Genomic DNA, 14,793 nt, shown 5'->3' on the forward strand with positions numbered 1-14,793 from the left:
AGGGGAATAAGCATGTCATTGTCTTCGCGTCTTCGTGCCGGAGAAACTGTTCTATCGGCATGGTCGTCATTGCCGGAACCACTTACTGTAGAAGTGTTGGCGCATAGCGCTTTTGACGCGGTAACGCTTGATATGCAGCATGGCGGGCATGATGAGCAAAGTGTGCTGCGCAGCCTTGGGCTTATCCTGAATGCGGGCAAACCACCAGTGGTTCGCATTCCTGTCGGACGCTTCGATATGGCGAGCCGGGCACTCGATTTTGGCGCACAGGCAGTCATTGCTCCCATGATCAATTCGGTCGAAGATGCGCGTAAATTTTCCGCTTCAATGAAGTATCCGCCGATTGGCGAGCGTTCATGGGGCGTTTTCCGCGCCAATGCCGATTACGGCACGCCTGGCTCAAACGATTATCTCGTTACCGCAAATCAGGAAACGCTGGCTTTCGCGATGATTGAAACACGCGATGCCTATGATGCGCTGGATGCGATTCTCGATGTCCGCGGCATTGATGGCGTTTTTGTTGGCCCTGCGGATTTCTCGATTGCATGGAGCAACGGCCGCGAAGCCAACCCGGATTCAGACGCCATCATTGAGCCGATCACCAAGATTGCACGCAAGGCAGCTGCCGCAGGTAAATTCGCTGGAATCTACTCGCCGACAGCAGAATTTGCACGCCGCTACATGCCGCTCGGCTTTCAGTTTTTAACTCTCGCTAGTGACGGCGGCTATATGCGCCTTGGTGCCAAAACGCTCGTTGATGCAATTCGCGCTTAAAAAATAAAGCGGCAGATATTTTATCTGCCGTTTCTTAAGCTGATCTGAATCTATTTCATCAGAAACTTATCTAACATATTGTTTTAATGTGATTTCGGCGGTTCAAGTTTAGTCATAAACTCAGCAAATACCATAGAACCTTCTGGCCACGGCCCATGACCTGATTCTGAGTTGATATGCCCCGCATCACCAGCATCAATCAGCAATGCCCCCCAATCCTTCACCACTTCTTCTGCGGCCTCAAAGCTTGAGAACGGATCGTTGCGACTGACAACGGCAATGGTTGGAAACGGCAGACGTTCGCGCGGATAAGGGCCAAATGTCATCAGGTGCTTGGGTCTGATTTTGTCATTCGAGACGTCAGGCGGGGCAACAAAGAATGCACCCGCAACCTTATGCTGAATGTGCGGAATGGCATGGAGTGCCGTTGCAACGCCAAGCGAATGCGCAACAAGCACGATTGGCTTTGTCGCTTCATTAGCGGCTTTAACCAGCTCCGCTACCCAATCGTCTTTGACGGGCTTCGACCATTCGGCCTGTTCAACACGTCGCGCCGTCGAGAGCTTGCTCTCCCAGCGGGTCTGCCAGTGATCAGGGCCGGAATTGGTGTAACCGGGAATGATGAGAATATCGGAATCTTTGACTTTCATGATCCCTATTTAGAGCCGTTTCAACTCATCTTCAAGCTAGGCTATAGCGCTGATGTCGCAACGCAGATGATCCAAATGATGAACAGCTTGTTCGCTGAACGCTGTCTTGTGGAATGCTCTCTAAATTGTGATCTTTAGCGGGAAGAAAACAACGGAGAGGATACCCGGCCATGGCCATGAGCAGAAGAAAGATATTGGGTTCTGCAGGGGCTGCCGTGATGAGCAGTATGCTTTCCGCGCGCGCTGAGACGCCGTCGAAGGAGAATGAAATGACCGAGACATTAAACAAAGTTGCTGGCGAGCAGTCAGCCAAAGCTGCTCCTTTACCTTTTGCAATGACGACACCTGTCCGGGTGGCGCGCATTGGTTTGAAGGCGCGCGATGCGGAGACGCTGGCTGAGTATTATCGCGATGTGGTGGGCTTGCGCGAAATGACCCGCCGTGGCGCTTCGATTGTGCTTGGTGCTGGTGACCGTGAACTGATGGAAATCGAGCAGTTTTCAGCAGCTAAAGCAGATGATCCGCGCAGCGCTGGTCTTTATCACACGGCTTTCTTGCTACCGACGCGTGGCGATCTGGCGCGCTGGTCACGCCGCGCTATCGATAAGCAGCTGCCCGTCGCCGGTGCATCTGATCATAATGTTAGCGAAGCGATTTATCTGACCGATCCTGAAGGCAATGGCATCGAAATCTATTCTGATCGCCCACATAAGACATGGCAGTGGAATGGTGATCGCGTGGTCATGGGCACAGAAGCGCTTGATGTTGGCGATCTGCTCGAAACCGGAAAGCGCGAAGGTGGCGAGTGGACTGGCGCGCCGCAGAATACGGTAGTCGGCCATGTTCACTTGCGCGTTGGCAATGCCAAAGATGCGGAAGATTTCTGGAACAAGGAACTGGGCTTTAATACCGTGCAGACCTATGGCGATAAGGCTGTGTTCTTATCGACCGGCGGTTATCACCACCATATCGGTGCTAACGCGTGGCAGAGTTCAGGCGCTGGCTTGCGTGACAAGGACCGAACTGGCCTTGCATGGGTTGAAATGGAAGACACGCGTGGCGGTAATAACCACGTCTTTGAAGACCCATGGGGTAATTTGATCAATACGATCAAAAAGAGCGTCTAATCCGAAATAATAAAAAGCCCCATGTTTACAGAAACACGGGGCTTTTTTCGGACTCATTTTATCAACGCCAGAGCCTAAATCTCAACCGAAGACGCGCTTGAAAATCGTATCCACATGCTTCGTGTGATAGCCGAGGTCGAACTTCTCGCGGATCTGCTCTTCTGAAAGCGCAGCACGCACTTCCTGATCAGCCAGCAGTTCTTCGAGGAAGTCTGCACCCTGTTCCCAGACCTTCATCGCATTGCGCTGCACGAGGCGGTAGGAATCTTCACGCGAAACACCAGCCTGTGTAAGCGCCAGCAGAACGCGCTGCGAATGCACCAGACCACGGAACTTGTTCATGTTCTTGAGCATATTTTCCGGGTAAATAACCAGCTTTTCGACAACGCCAGCCAGACGGTTCAGCGCGAAGTCGAGTGTGATGGTGGTGTCTGGTCCAATTGCGCGCTCAACGCTTGAATGCGAAATGTCGCGTTCATGCCAGAGAGCGACGTTTTCCATTGCAGGCACAACCGACATACGAACCAGACGGGCGAGGCCGGTCAGGTTTTCGGTCAAAACAGGGTTGCGCTTGTGTGGCATTGCCGAAGAACCCTTCTGTCCTGGCGAGAAGAATTCTTCTGCTTCCAGAACTTCTGTGCGCTGCATGTGACGGATTTCGATTGCAACATTTTCAATCGACGAAGCGATAACGCCGAGCGTCGCAAAGAACATGGCATGGCGGTCGCGCGGGATGACCTGCGTTGAAACTGGCTCTGCTTCCAGACCAAGCTTTTCGCAGACATATTCTTCAACGCGTGGGTCGATATTGGCGAACGTGCCAACAGCACCGGATACGGCACCGGTTGCGATTTCTGCACGTGCTGCGATGAGACGCGCGCGGTTGCGTAGCATTTCGGCGTAGAAACGCGCAAAGGTCAGGCCCATTGTGGTTGGTTCAGCATGGATGCCATGACTGCGGCCAATGCGAACTGTGTCCTTGTGTTCAAATGCACGTGTTTTGAGCGCTGCAAGCACGCGGTCCAAACCAGCAAGAAGCAGATCAGCGGCGCGAACGAGCTGCACATTGAGCGTGGTATCAAGCACATCCGACGAGGTCATGCCCTGATGCACGAAACGGCTGTCAGGGCCGATAAATTCGGCAAGATGGGTCAGGAACGCGATAACGTCATGCTTGGTAACAGCTTCGATTTCATCGATGCGCGCGACGTCGAATTTCGCAGCGTCACCCTTTTCCCAAATGGTCTTTGCGGCTTCCTTTGGAATGACGCCGAGTTCGGCAAGCGCCTCACATGCATAGGCCTCAATTTCAAACCAGATGCGGAATTTGGTTTCGGGAGACCAGATGGCGACCATTTCTGGTCGGGAATAGCGCGGGATCATGGGCATATCCTGTTTTGGCGGCCCGTCTGCCGGGCTGCAGGTCTTGGGTAAAGGGAATGTGCGCTGTTTAGCAGAGCCTGAGGCGCCGCTCAACGCACATAACCCCGGAAAAGTCTATTATCGCGCAGCTTCTGCTGCTTCGCGAATAGCTTTGATGTTGGCGGCATAGCTCTCAACAGAGTTGCCTTTGTAAACAGCAGAACCCGCAACGAGAATATTGGCACCGGCGGCGACAACGAGACCTGCAGTTTCTGGCGTAATGCCACCATCCACTTCAATGTCAATCGGGCGGTCGCCAATCATCTCGCGCACGCGTTTGATCTTATCAAGCATAGGTGCGATGAATTTCTGGCCACCAAAGCCCGGATTGACTGTCATGATGAGCACGAGATCAACATCATCAATGACGTTGGTCAGTGCTTCAACAGGTGTCGCCGGGTTAAGTGCCAGACCGGATTTTTTGCCGAGTGCGCGAATGTTCTGCAGCGAACGGTGCGTGTGTGCGCCAGCTTCTGCATGAACCGTTATCAGGTCACAGCCTGCATCGGCGAAAGCTTCCAGATACAGATCGCATGGGGCAATCATCAGATGGGTGTCAAAGAAAGCCTGAGTGCGTGGACGAATTGCTTTGACGACCTGCGGGCCAAACGTGATGTTTGGCACGAAATGGCCGTCCATAACGTCGATATGAACCCAGTCAGCACCGGCTTCGAGCACGGCATCGACTTCTTCACCCAGACGCGCAAAGTCTGCGGACAGAATGGATGGGGCGATTGCGATAGGACGCATGTTTGTCTCCCTGGCAGGATGTTTTCACATCATAAAATAAAAATGCGCCCGGCCAGTTTTGACCGAACGCAGATATTGAGTTTAACCCCAGCGCTTGTGGAACCACATCCACTGGCCCGGATATTCGCGCACCCATTCCTCAACGGTGTCGTTGAGAAGCTGCGCGGTTGCGGCAATGTCGATCTCGCCTTTTTCGTCGCGCGGCAGTTCCATGCGCTCTTTCAGCTCAAGCCGATAGCGACCACCGGGAAGGCGAATGCAGCGCGCCGGATAAACATCGCAATCATACTGACGCGCAAGCTTGGCGAGCAGAGGATTGGTCTTTACCGGACGATCAAAGAAGGTTGAAGGCACGCCGCGCTGGAACTTCTGATCGACCAGCATGCCAACATTGCCACCATTATCCAGAACGCGTGCCAGCGACCATGCAGCTCCGGCCTTGGAAGGCACCAGGTGACCCATATTGGTCTTGCGCGCTTTGAGAACGGTTTTCGCAATATAGGGATTGTTCGGCGGGCGGAAGAGGGCAGTTACATCAAGGCCAAACGTACCGGCACAAATCGGCAGAAGCTCGAAATTTCCAGTATGTGCAGTGAAGAAGATATGCGGCTTTGTTTCATCACGCAAGCGCTCGAAAATCGGAATGCCGTCAACTTCGATCAGGCCCGGTTCCGTCGCGTGGGGATCGAAATCGAAGATCGCATCAAGGAAAATATATTCCGCGAAAAGACGCGCCATCGAATCCCACATCTCTATGGCGATTGCTTCAATTTCGGCGTCGCTCTTCTCTGGATAGGCATGACGCAGATTGTTGGTTGCAACTTTGTGCCGTGGAGTAAGTGGCCCGACCTTGCGCGCAAACCATGCCGAAAATCGGATCGCGCTTTTGGCTGGCAGCAGACGCAACAGCGCCAGCGTCACGAACACAGCCTGCGCCCAAAGCCAATAGTTGAACTGCTTGAGCTTACGCGACCATTTGAAGAGAAGAAGCTTGAACTTGAACATCGAATGCTTAGTCGATCTGCAACACGATCTTACCGAACACGTCGCGGCCTTCCATGCGCTTCAAGGCAGTGCCGATGTCATCAAAGCCCACGATAGTATCGATGACCGGATGAACAACGCCCTGCGCCATTTTCTGCATCGCGTCAGCCATGTTTTCCATGCGGCAACCAAAAGAGCCGAGGATTTTAAGCTGCTGCTGGAAAAGCTGCATCAGGTTCATGTTGGTTGAAACACCCGAAGTCGAACCACAGGTGACGAGACGCGCGCCGCGCTTCATGCAAAGCATCGAGCCGGCCCATGTGTCGGCGCCAACATGCTCAAACACAACGTCAACGCCCTTCTTCTTGGTGAGTTTACGCACAACACCTTCAAAGCGGTCAACACGATAGTTGATGACATGATCGGCACCGAGTGCCTTGGCCTTTTCGATCTTGTCGTCAGAACCAACCGTGGTGATGACCGTGCAGCCCATTTTCTTGGCAAGCTGGATAGCGGCCGTACCGATACCCGAACCACCGGCTTGAACCAGAACAGTTTCGCCCGGCTGAAGTTTCGCATTGTCAAACAGCATATGCTCGACTGTACCAAAAGTAACAGGAGCAACCGCTGCACCAATTGCGTCAACGCCGGGAGGTGCTGGAACCAGCAAGCGAGCTGGCAGATTGACAGCCTCACACGCAAAGCCATCAAGATGGAAGCCATGAACGCCGCCGACGTGTTCACAGAGATTATCGCGACCTTCACGGCAGGCTTTGCAGAGACCACAGGTGCGAGCACCATAGATCGAAACAAGCTGACCCGGCAGAACATTGGATACGCCCGGGCCGATTGCATCGACAACGCCAGAAGCTTCCGCACCGATCACCAGTGGCATTTTGCGCTTGGCAAATGCCATGCCGCGCCAGCCCCATACGTCGATATGGTTGAGTGCAACGGCCTTGATCCGGACTGTCACTTCGCCATTGCCGGGAGTAGCTGGCGGAGCAATGTCGGTCATTTCGAGACGACGATCGTCGAGAAGTTGCAAGGCGCGCATGAAATTATCCTTTTCAAGACATAATCCCGGAGAGCATTTCGCTGACCGGGATTACCGAAGAGTTTATAGGTCTGTGTCCGATTAATTCGGATTGGCCGTTAAAACAAGACTTGTGTTTTGTCCACCAAAGCCAAATGAGTTGGAAAGCACGGTAGAAACTTGTTGCTCGCGCTTCACATTCGGCACAACATCCAGCGGAATTGCCGGGTCCGCATGGTCGTAATTGATCGTTGGAGGCAGAGTGCCAGTTTCAATCGTTAGCAGCGAGAACACGGCTTCAATCGCACCGGCTGCGGTCAATGTGTGACCAATCATCGACTTGTTGGACGAAACCGGGATCGAAGAAAGCTGCTCACCAAATACGGTCGAAAGCGCAAGATATTCCATCTTGTCATTTTCAGGCGTCGAAGTGCCATGTGCATTGACATAGGAAAGCTGATCTTCGGTCAGGCCAGCATCGGCAAGTGCTGCGCGCACCGTGCCAATCGCAGGTGACGCGTCTGGCTTTGAGCGGGTGCGATGGAAATCGTCAGCCTTTTCACCACAACCAGCGAGAATGCCGAGCACCTTTGCACCGCGTGCCATGGCGCTTTCAAGCGATTCCATGACCAGCGCGCCTGAACCCTCAGCCATCGCAAAACCATCGCGATCCTTTGAGAAGGGTTTGGAAGCCTTTTCAGGTTTGTCGTTCTGCGTTGAAAGCGCTGAGAGCAGTGAAAAGCGGATGAGCGATTCAGCCGATACAGAACCGTCCGTACCAATCGACAGAACGCGGTCGCTTTCGCCACGGCGAATGGCTTCAACACCGAGCTGGATAGCCGTTGCGCCCGAAGCACATGCGGTCGACAGCGTTACTGGCAGGCCGCGTGTGCCGAAGGCTTCCGACAGCCGTTCAGCGATATAGCCAAACTGCGTTGTATTGAAGAGTTCTTGCTGACGCGCACGACGGCATGCTTTCAGCAGAAGCTGATAGCTGGCCGGGCCTTCATCCTTGATGCTTGCATCGAGCGCAAAGCGGCTTTTCCAGTCGAGTTCAACCGGAGGGGCGGCGAGGAAAAGCGGACCACCAAAATCGCTGACCGAAAAGCCGGACTGTGCAAGCGCTTCTTCACCTGCAAGACGCGCGAGCGCCTCAGACAGAGCGGAAGAGCCGACATTGCTTTCAGGCAGAAAATCGACTGTGCCAGAGAAGCGTGTTTTCAGGCTATCCGTTGGAAAACGGGTGATTTCATGAATGCCAGAACGTCCGCTGGTAAGCGCCGTCCAGTTGTCCTTCTTGCCCTGTCCGAGCGAAGACACAACGCCAGCACCTGTGATGGCAACGATTGGACGGCCGAGATGGTCTGTATATTTGGTCATCTTATGCTCTCACCAGCTTTGCGGCACCTTCAGCGCGTGTTGCGCCGATGGTTGTGACAATGGCCTCGCTTACAGTCCCGTCAACAGCCTTTTCCGAGGCGTTGCACGGCGCAAAAGCTTCGCCTTTCCAGACGGAAATGGCTGCGAGTGCGAGTGCGAGCGGAAACTGTGCTTCGCGCAAATGACCGGTCAGACCGGAAATGCCGCGATAGGCTGCGGAAATATCTTCAAGAGCAGCTTTTTCGGCAGCCGTCGCTTCATGTGCGCCAGAGGCACCCGAAACTACATATACAGGCTCTTTCCCGCCATTAGCAGCGAGAACGAGTTCACGCACCGTCTTTGCGAGATCGGCTGCATCGCGGCGAACCTGCGCGCTTTCGATATTCGCGATTTCTGCATAGGCGCGCGCACCGCGCTTTTGTGCATGTTCTGCGCTTTCAAGCACAAGGAATACGCCGCCTGAGCCGGAAATCATGCCGCCACCTGCTGAGCCTTCACGGTCCCAAAGCGATGTCCAGCCGTCATGCTTGAGCAATCCACCAAGCTCATGACCAAGAATCATGTCGAAATGTTCGGAATTATATGATCCGCCAACCAGCGCATGTGTGCTCTGACCTGAGCGAATACGCGCTGCCGCGGTTTCAATCGCTGAAATGCCCGAACCTTCTTCGCCCATGAAAGTACGCGATGAGCCAGTCACCTTGTGTACGATGGAGATATTACCAGCGAGCAAATTGGAAAGCTGGGCCAGAAACAGGGTAGGGCGCAGCTCGGTCGAAAGTTTCTCATTGAGCATCACACCGCGATTGTTACTGGTGCGTCCTTCCTCGAGAATCTGCATATCGACGGTGATATCGCGTTCGCCGCCACCAGCGCCCACAATCATATCCATGCTGGCGCAGAGCGCTTCGTCGTCCTTCATGCCAGCATCGTCGAGCGCGAGACCTGCCGCATAGGTGCCAAGCCGCTGCCATGTCTCCATCTGGCGCTGGTCGCCACGCTTAGGGATCTGTAAACCCCAATCGACTTCGCCCAGCGGATGAACTGTGTAAGGCGCAAAGGCTTCTTTTTCGAGGCGGGGTTCAGAACCAGCCTTTGAAAAAGCGTTCCAATGCGCATCTAGCCCTTCGCCTAGCGATGAGATGATGCCAATACCAGTGATGACGACTTTATTGCTCTGCATGGTTCGGTCTACCCGTAAATGCTGATCCAGAAACGGAATCAGGGCGAACACGGATGTTCACCCTCTTATACCGTCAGCTTTTGTGGCTGTTCAGCCTTTTTTAGCTGCAACCAGCTCTTCGATCTTGGCGCAAAGGTTTTTGAGTACGAAGTATTCTTCGGTCGGAGCTTTGCCTTCGTTCACTTCCTGCGTCCACTGTTCAAGCGGAATTTTGATGCCGAATTCTTTGTCGATCGCAAATACGATGTCGAGGAAGTCGAGGCTGTCGATACCAAGATCATCAATAGTGTGGCTATCCGGCGTGATGGTGTCACGGTCGATTTCGCTGGTTTCTGCGATGATGTCGGCGACTTTGTCAAAAGTAGAGGACAAGTTTCGATTCCTTTATTCCTGCGATGCCTCAACAGGCATGCGTCTGAGTATCTGCGCGTATCTAGCGTGTTTCCGGCGATAGGGAAAGTCATATTGCTTTCTCAAGAGCCAGAGCTTTGATCGCGCATATAAGGTGTCTGCTATGCGAAGCGCAACATAAAGCGGATTACAAAATTTTGAAATAGTAGCAAAGTTGCCTCGGCTAAGGTTCACTTCTTACCCTCTGAACCAAATGCCAAAGCCCAATTATACAAAACCCAATCATCACAATTGCCAGCGCATATCGCACAAAATGGTGGTCTGACACGATGGCTGCGAGGCCTGATGTTACACTTGCTAAGGCGCTAAGCGCGGATGGATGTTTAAGAGCTGTCGTCACAGCAGTGTCTTGCTGACGTGCTTTCGGAAGCCCTTGGATTTTTGGTTCCATTGGCTCGACGAATGGCAGCGTCAAAGCCATTGCAAGTGCTCGTGATCGCACACGTTCCACACGGGCCAGCCAACCTTTTCCGAATGTTGATGCCGTAGACAGGCTTTTGAGCCAAGAGGCTCGTGCATCACAAAGCGCATTTATGATCTCCACGGGTGAACGAGCAGAGATGGCCGCAATTGTTTGAGCGCCTATGACGCCATCCTCATGCTGATTGACAGTCGCTTGCAGCATTTTAGCCGCACGACCCGGCCCGGAATTAACAGCAAAGTCGAAAACAGCGTAATCAACACCGGAGGGTAGATTGTCACCGTCAATCTTATTCCAGAATTGCTGCTGATATATTTTTGATGCCTCCGTCTCTGTGAGTTCTCTGACATCTTGTGGTGATACTCGATGGCCACGCCATGCAGATAATGTATTGAGGGTAATTCCCATGTTGGTTGCGCCGCCCGGATCGCGGCGGCCGTCAACAAAACCACCTTCTTCGCTAAAAATATACTCCATAGTTTTTTTGAAATTGGCTTTCATAAATAAAAACCTCAATTTTTATATTCTGAATTAAGATAATTTTTAAATATACTGGATGTTAACGCATCCAGTGACGAAATAATACCTGTTTTTACTCTTCAATCTTAACGTGAAGGCGGCGAGCAGGTTGCTGTAATTGGCTCTTGCGTAGAAAGGGGCGATGCTGCTTGATATGGCTCTGTAACGACATAAAAATGGGCGGATAAATTGACAGCAGAAATATTTGGATATGCACCGGACGGGCAGGCGGTTCATCGGTTGACCATCGCCAATGGCCCACTTGAGGCAAAAGTGATCACATGGGGCGCAGCCATTCAGGACTTGCGTCTCGAAGGCCATGAAGCACCGCTTGTTATCGGCTATCGTGATTTTAATGACTATCCTGCACATTCGCCGCACCTGGGCGCAATTGCTGGCCGCTTCTCAAACCGTATTCGCAATGCCCGTTTTGAGCTTGACGGCACGACCTACAATGTCGAGCCAAATTTTCAGGGTATTCACAACCTTCATGGCGGCAGCCAGGGACTGGGAAACCGGGTCTGGGATATCGTGGAAACGGGTGCGGATTTTGTAACTCTCAGGATACTGTCCAAGGACGGCGAAATGGGGTTCCCCGGAAACCTGAATGTCAGCTGCACCTACACGTTGAAGAGTGATGGTACGCTGGTCGTACATCTGGAGGCTATGACGGATAAGGCAACGCCCTGCAGCCTCTTGCATCATAGTTATTTTAATCTCGATGATGGCGGAGAGGACGATATTCTCGATCATCAGCTCAAAATTGATGCCGATGCCTATATGCCAGTCGATGAAGCACTGATTCCCGATGGTCGCATTCTGCCTGTCAAAGACACGCCCTATGATTTCCGAGTTTTCCGGCCAATCCGCTATGATGAAAACGGCAAACAACTCCAATATGACAGCAATTTATGCCTGACTGCTGCACGTGGCCCATTGCGTCCTTGTGCATCCGTAAAAGGGGCACGTTCGGGCATTCGTTTGGATATATCGACGACAGAACCCGGCGTTCAGTTCTATGCTGGCAACACGATGGCCAATGATTGTATCGGGCTGACGGGCAAGCCTTATGGCAAACATGCTGGTTTCTGTCTTGAGCCGCAGCTCTGGCCGGGATCGCTTCAATATTCTTATGTTCCGCAATCAATCCTGCGTCCGGGCGAAGTTTACGCCCAGACAAGCCACTTTACCTTCACAAAAGGCTGAGCTTTAAGAATAAGCGGCGCGTGCGGTATCCATCGGAGCCAGCGCGCCGCGAATTTCGACCACGCGGGCAGCAACGGCATGCGCTTTCGTTGCGGCTTCGACAGGTGACAAACCTTTGAGCCGGGCTGCAAGATAGCCGCCATTAAAGCTATCGCCTGCGCCTGTCGTATCAACTGCATTCGCTTTAACAGAAGGTACGAGGCTTTGTTGGAAATCCGCGATAACTAACGCGGGTTCAGTTCCGTCTTTCACTATAATTTCTTTGACGCCAAGCCCGATCAGTCGCTCTGCACAAGCTGTAGCAGTTTCATCGCCAAACAATGCCTGTTCATCCGGAAAAGTAGGCAAAGCTATATCGGCGATCTGCATTGCTTCACTGATGATCTTTTTGGCAGCTTCGCGATCTGGCCAAAGCTGATGGCGGAAATTCGGATCAAACGCGATAAGCGCGCCGTTGGCACGGCATTCACGCAAGACATCGAACAGCGTTTCGCGATGCTCGGGAAAGACGATCCCCACCGAGATGCCGGAAAAATAAATCATATCGCGGTCAGTGAGGCTTGCTCTCAGAGCATCCTTATCACTGGCAAGCCGCTTTGCTGCGGCATCGCTGCGCCAATAGGTGAATGAGCGTTCCGCACCATTAAGTGTAATCGCATAAAGCCCCGGATGCACGCCTTTGATGATTGGGCTGTGTGCCGTGCCAATGCCATTTGCATCAAGAAAGGCACGCTGTTTTTGCGAGAAATCATCTTCGCCAAACGCACTGACATAATCGACTGGAAATGACGGATCGGTCAGTGCACGCATGTACCAGGCGGTATTCAGCGTGTCTCCCGCATAGCCCATGCGCCATTGATCACTATCGCCCCCTGACAGTTCGATCATGCATTCACCAATCGACGCGAAACCACCCATAGTCATCTCCTCATAGCTATTGGGACATACGCCTATACGAATTTCCCCTGATGTAAAATCCTGATTTAGCCAGCCTTTATCGACTTGCCACATTCCTCGTGTAACGATCCTGGCAAAAGAGGAATCACTATGCGTTACGCGATTTATTTCACGCCGCCGTCAGGCGATGCGCTTTTGAAAGTTGCTGCAAATTGGCTGGGGCGCAGCGCGTTTAGTGGCGAGGCGGTGAAACTTCCGGCGATTCGCACACTTGCTGCAGAAGATATTGCTGCACTCACGGAAGAACCCCGCCGTTACGGTTTTCATGGAACATTGAAAGCGCCATTCAGGCTTGATGATGGGTTTCAGGAAAGCGATTTGATCTCCGCTTTGATGTACTTTGCGTCATCAACTGCTCCGTTCGCTATTCCGCGTCTGAAAGTGCAGGGCATTGGTCCGTTCTTCGCACTTGTTCCTGAAGAACCTGTGGCCGAACTAAACCAACTGGCTAATGACGTTGTTGTTTCATTTGACCGCTTTCGTGCACCCTTGCGTGATGCGGAAATCGCAAAGCGCCGCCCTGAACGTTTGAGCGAAGCACAGCGGATGAATCTGGATCGTTGGGGTTATCCTTATGTGTTCGATGAGTTTCGATTTCATATGACGCTGACTGGGCCTGTGGATGAAAAACAGCGCCCACAGGTTGAACGTACACTTGATGAGTTTTTCGCACCCGTCCTTGATGAACCGGTTGAGGTGGCCAATCTGGCGCTTTTCGTTGAACCAGAAAAAGGTGCACCTTTCGAGATTCATTCGCTTCACCCTATGACAGGTGGTGATAAGGTGCCCAAACGGTCATCGAGGGCCGTGGGGAGGCCATAAGGAATGACGACTGAACTCATTTTAAAAAATGCCAATATTATTCTGCCTGATGAAGTAATCCATGGAACGATCAAAATCGCAGATGGTATGATCGCCGATATTGCGTCTGGCGCATCCGTTTCCGGCAAGGACATGCAGGGGGATTATCTGACACCGGGTCTGGTGGAATTACACACCGATCATCTTGAAGGCCATTATGCGCCGCGTCCGAAGGTGCGTTGGAATCCGGTTGCCGCTGTACAAGCCCACGATGCGCAGATTGCCGCTTCTGGCATTACGACCGTATTCGATGCCTTGCGTATTGGCTTTGACGAAGAGGCTGCCACTGGCGTTGAAGATATGCGCAAGCTTTCCTCTGCCATTGCAGAAGGCCGCGACGCGGGACGGCTGCGTGCGGATCATTATCTGCATTTGCGTTGCGAGGTTTCGGCACCTGATTGCCTGAGCGCATTTGAGCGTTTTGGAGTGCACCCGCTGGTCAAACTGGTTTCGCTGATGGATCATGCGCCCGGTCAGCGCCAGTTTACCGACATTGAGACCTATAAGCTCTATTACATGAGCAAGCTTAAAGTCTCGGAAGAAGAGTTTATTCGCTATTGCGAAAAGCGTATGGGCCAGTCCAAGCTGCACTCGGTATCAAACCGAATTGCAATCTCAGGCACCTGCAACGAACGCGGGATAGTGCTTGCCAGCCACGATGATGCAACAGCAGATCATGTCGCAGAGGCGAAAACGCAGGGTATTCGGGTTGCGGAGTTTCCGACCACACATCTGGCTGCGAAGACCTCAAAAGAGTCCGGCATGTCAGTCCTGATGGGCGCGCCCAATGTGGTGCGCGGCGGCTCGCATTCCGGCAATGTTTCTGCGCGTGAGCTGGCGGAGGCCGGTCATCTTGATATTATTTCGTCAGATTATATTCCGGCAAGCATGATGCAGGCGGCATTCTTCATGGCTGATGTTATGGAGGAAATCACCTTGCCGCAGGCAATGCGCTTTGTTTCAGCAAATCCCGCTAAAGCAGTTGGCCTTGACGATCGCGGCGAGATCGCAATTGGCAAACGTGGTGATCTTGTGCGGGTACAGATTGCCGAACATGTGCCGATTATTCGTACGGTCTGGCGAGAAGGGCGGCGCGTGATATAACACGCGCC

15 protein-coding genes are annotated in these 14,793 nt (G+C 52.8%); 5 read left to right on the forward strand and 10 right to left on the reverse strand.

Annotated elements, in window-relative coordinates; all coding sequences use genetic code 11:
- Positions 1-6: 6 nt before the first annotated feature.
- Positions 7-774: an HpcH/HpaI aldolase/citrate lyase family protein gene (locus tag RI570_RS10750; RefSeq protein ID WP_313828630.1), complete on the forward strand. Its 768-nt coding sequence runs from the start codon at positions 7-9 to the stop codon at positions 772-774.
- An 83-nt stretch (positions 775-857) separates the two neighbouring features.
- On the opposite strand, the gene RI570_RS10755 is transcribed toward RI570_RS10750, so the two are convergent.
- The gene (locus RI570_RS10755) at positions 858-1,424 is read right to left on the reverse strand and encodes an alpha/beta hydrolase (RefSeq protein WP_313828399.1); all 567 of its coding nucleotides are present in this window, start codon (positions 1,422-1,424) and stop codon (positions 858-860) included.
- 170 nt (positions 1,425-1,594) lie between these two features.
- On the opposite strand from RI570_RS10755, the gene RI570_RS10760 reads away from it, so the two are divergent.
- Complete coding sequence (locus RI570_RS10760) at positions 1,595-2,551, forward strand: VOC family protein (protein ID WP_409558637.1); 957 nt, start codon at positions 1,595-1,597, stop codon at positions 2,549-2,551.
- An 81-nt stretch (positions 2,552-2,632) separates the two neighbouring features.
- Here the strand turns inward: RI570_RS10760 and purB are convergent, their stop codons facing one another.
- The 8 genes from purB to RI570_RS10800 all read right to left on the reverse strand — a co-directional run bounded on the left by purB (position 2,633) and on the right by RI570_RS10800 (position 10,639).
- Complete coding sequence (gene purB / locus RI570_RS10765) at positions 2,633-3,934, reverse strand: adenylosuccinate lyase (RefSeq protein WP_313828401.1); 1,302 nt, start codon at positions 3,932-3,934, stop codon at positions 2,633-2,635.
- A gap of 117 nt (positions 3,935-4,051) precedes the next feature.
- Positions 4,052-4,723 (reverse strand): ribulose-phosphate 3-epimerase, encoded by a 672-nt coding sequence (rpe, locus tag RI570_RS10770; RefSeq protein WP_313828402.1) that lies wholly within the window; start codon positions 4,721-4,723, stop codon positions 4,052-4,054.
- A gap of 81 nt (positions 4,724-4,804) precedes the next feature.
- Positions 4,805-5,728: a lipid A biosynthesis lauroyl acyltransferase gene (locus RI570_RS10775; RefSeq protein ID WP_313828403.1), complete on the reverse strand. Its 924-nt coding sequence runs from the start codon at positions 5,726-5,728 to the stop codon at positions 4,805-4,807.
- Positions 5,729-5,735: 7 nt separating this feature from the next.
- Positions 5,736-6,764: a zinc-binding dehydrogenase gene (locus RI570_RS10780; RefSeq protein WP_313828404.1), complete on the reverse strand. Its 1,029-nt coding sequence runs from the start codon at positions 6,762-6,764 to the stop codon at positions 5,736-5,738.
- A gap of 81 nt (positions 6,765-6,845) precedes the next feature.
- Positions 6,846-8,123, reverse strand: a complete 1,278-nt coding sequence (locus RI570_RS10785) for a beta-ketoacyl-ACP synthase (protein ID WP_313828405.1) — start codon at positions 8,121-8,123, stop codon at positions 6,846-6,848.
- Position 8,124: 1 nt separating this feature from the next.
- Positions 8,125-9,306: a beta-ketoacyl-ACP synthase gene (locus RI570_RS10790; RefSeq protein ID WP_313828631.1), complete on the reverse strand. Its 1,182-nt coding sequence runs from the start codon at positions 9,304-9,306 to the stop codon at positions 8,125-8,127.
- Positions 9,307-9,396: 90 nt separating this feature from the next.
- Positions 9,397-9,678, reverse strand: a complete 282-nt coding sequence (locus RI570_RS10795) for an acyl carrier protein (protein ID WP_313828406.1) — start codon at positions 9,676-9,678, stop codon at positions 9,397-9,399.
- 202 nt (positions 9,679-9,880) lie between these two features.
- The gene (locus RI570_RS10800; protein ID WP_313828407.1) at positions 9,881-10,639 is read right to left on the reverse strand and encodes a glycoside hydrolase family 108 protein; all 759 of its coding nucleotides are present in this window, start codon (positions 10,637-10,639) and stop codon (positions 9,881-9,883) included.
- A 207-nt stretch (positions 10,640-10,846) separates the two neighbouring features.
- On the opposite strand from RI570_RS10800, the gene RI570_RS10805 reads away from it, so the two are divergent.
- Complete coding sequence (locus RI570_RS10805) at positions 10,847-11,863, forward strand: aldose epimerase family protein (protein ID WP_313828408.1); 1,017 nt, start codon at positions 10,847-10,849, stop codon at positions 11,861-11,863.
- A gap of 3 nt (positions 11,864-11,866) precedes the next feature.
- Here the strand turns inward: RI570_RS10805 and RI570_RS10810 are convergent, their stop codons facing one another.
- Positions 11,867-12,781, reverse strand: a complete 915-nt coding sequence (locus tag RI570_RS10810; RefSeq protein WP_313828409.1) for a sugar kinase — start codon at positions 12,779-12,781, stop codon at positions 11,867-11,869.
- Positions 12,782-12,910: 129 nt separating this feature from the next.
- Here RI570_RS10810 and RI570_RS10815 point away from each other — a divergent pair, with 129 nt between their 5' ends.
- Together RI570_RS10815 and RI570_RS10820 are read left to right on the forward strand one after the other, a co-directional pair.
- On the forward strand, positions 12,911-13,642 hold the full coding sequence (locus tag RI570_RS10815) for a DUF1045 domain-containing protein (protein ID WP_313828410.1): 732 nt from the start codon (positions 12,911-12,913) through the stop codon (positions 13,640-13,642).
- A gap of 3 nt (positions 13,643-13,645) precedes the next feature.
- Positions 13,646-14,785: an alpha-D-ribose 1-methylphosphonate 5-triphosphate diphosphatase gene (locus RI570_RS10820; RefSeq protein ID WP_313828412.1), complete on the forward strand. Its 1,140-nt coding sequence runs from the start codon at positions 13,646-13,648 to the stop codon at positions 14,783-14,785.
- Positions 14,786-14,793: the final 8 nt, after the last annotated feature.

It is taken from the genome of Brucella pseudogrignonensis (genome assembly GCF_032190615.1).
Taxonomy (GTDB): domain Bacteria; phylum Pseudomonadota; class Alphaproteobacteria; order Rhizobiales; family Rhizobiaceae; genus Brucella; species Brucella pseudogrignonensis_B.

Bases quoted from the DNA above. Each gene is read 5' to 3' on its own strand.
- RI570_RS10755 (WP_313828399.1), bottom strand. From the start codon at position 1,424: ATGAAAGTCAAAGATTCCGATATTCTCATCATTCCCGGTTACACCAAT.
- RI570_RS10760 (WP_409558637.1), top strand. From the start codon at position 1,595: ATGGCCATGAGCAGAAGAAAGATATTGGGTTCTGCAGGGGCTGCCGTG.
- purB (WP_313828401.1), bottom strand. From the start codon at position 3,934: ATGATCCCGCGCTATTCCCGACCAGAAATGGTCGCCATCTGGTCTCCC.
- rpe (WP_313828402.1), bottom strand. From the start codon at position 4,723: ATGCGTCCTATCGCAATCGCCCCATCCATTCTGTCCGCAGACTTTGCG.
- RI570_RS10775 (WP_313828403.1), bottom strand. From the start codon at position 5,728: ATGTTCAAGTTCAAGCTTCTTCTCTTCAAATGGTCGCGTAAGCTCAAG.
- RI570_RS10780 (WP_313828404.1), bottom strand. From the start codon at position 6,764: ATGCGCGCCTTGCAACTTCTCGACGATCGTCGTCTCGAAATGACCGAC.
- RI570_RS10785 (WP_313828405.1), bottom strand. From the start codon at position 8,123: ATGACCAAATATACAGACCATCTCGGCCGTCCAATCGTTGCCATCACA.
- RI570_RS10790 (WP_313828631.1), bottom strand. From the start codon at position 9,306: ATGCAGAGCAATAAAGTCGTCATCACTGGTATTGGCATCATCTCATCG.
- RI570_RS10800 (WP_313828407.1), bottom strand. From the start codon at position 10,639: ATGAAAGCCAATTTCAAAAAAACTATGGAGTATATTTTTAGCGAAGAA.
- RI570_RS10810 (WP_313828409.1), bottom strand. From the start codon at position 12,781: ATGGGTGGTTTCGCGTCGATTGGTGAATGCATGATCGAACTGTCAGGG.
- RI570_RS10815 (WP_313828410.1), top strand. From the start codon at position 12,911: ATGCGTTACGCGATTTATTTCACGCCGCCGTCAGGCGATGCGCTTTTG.
- RI570_RS10820 (WP_313828412.1), top strand. From the start codon at position 13,646: ATGACGACTGAACTCATTTTAAAAAATGCCAATATTATTCTGCCTGAT.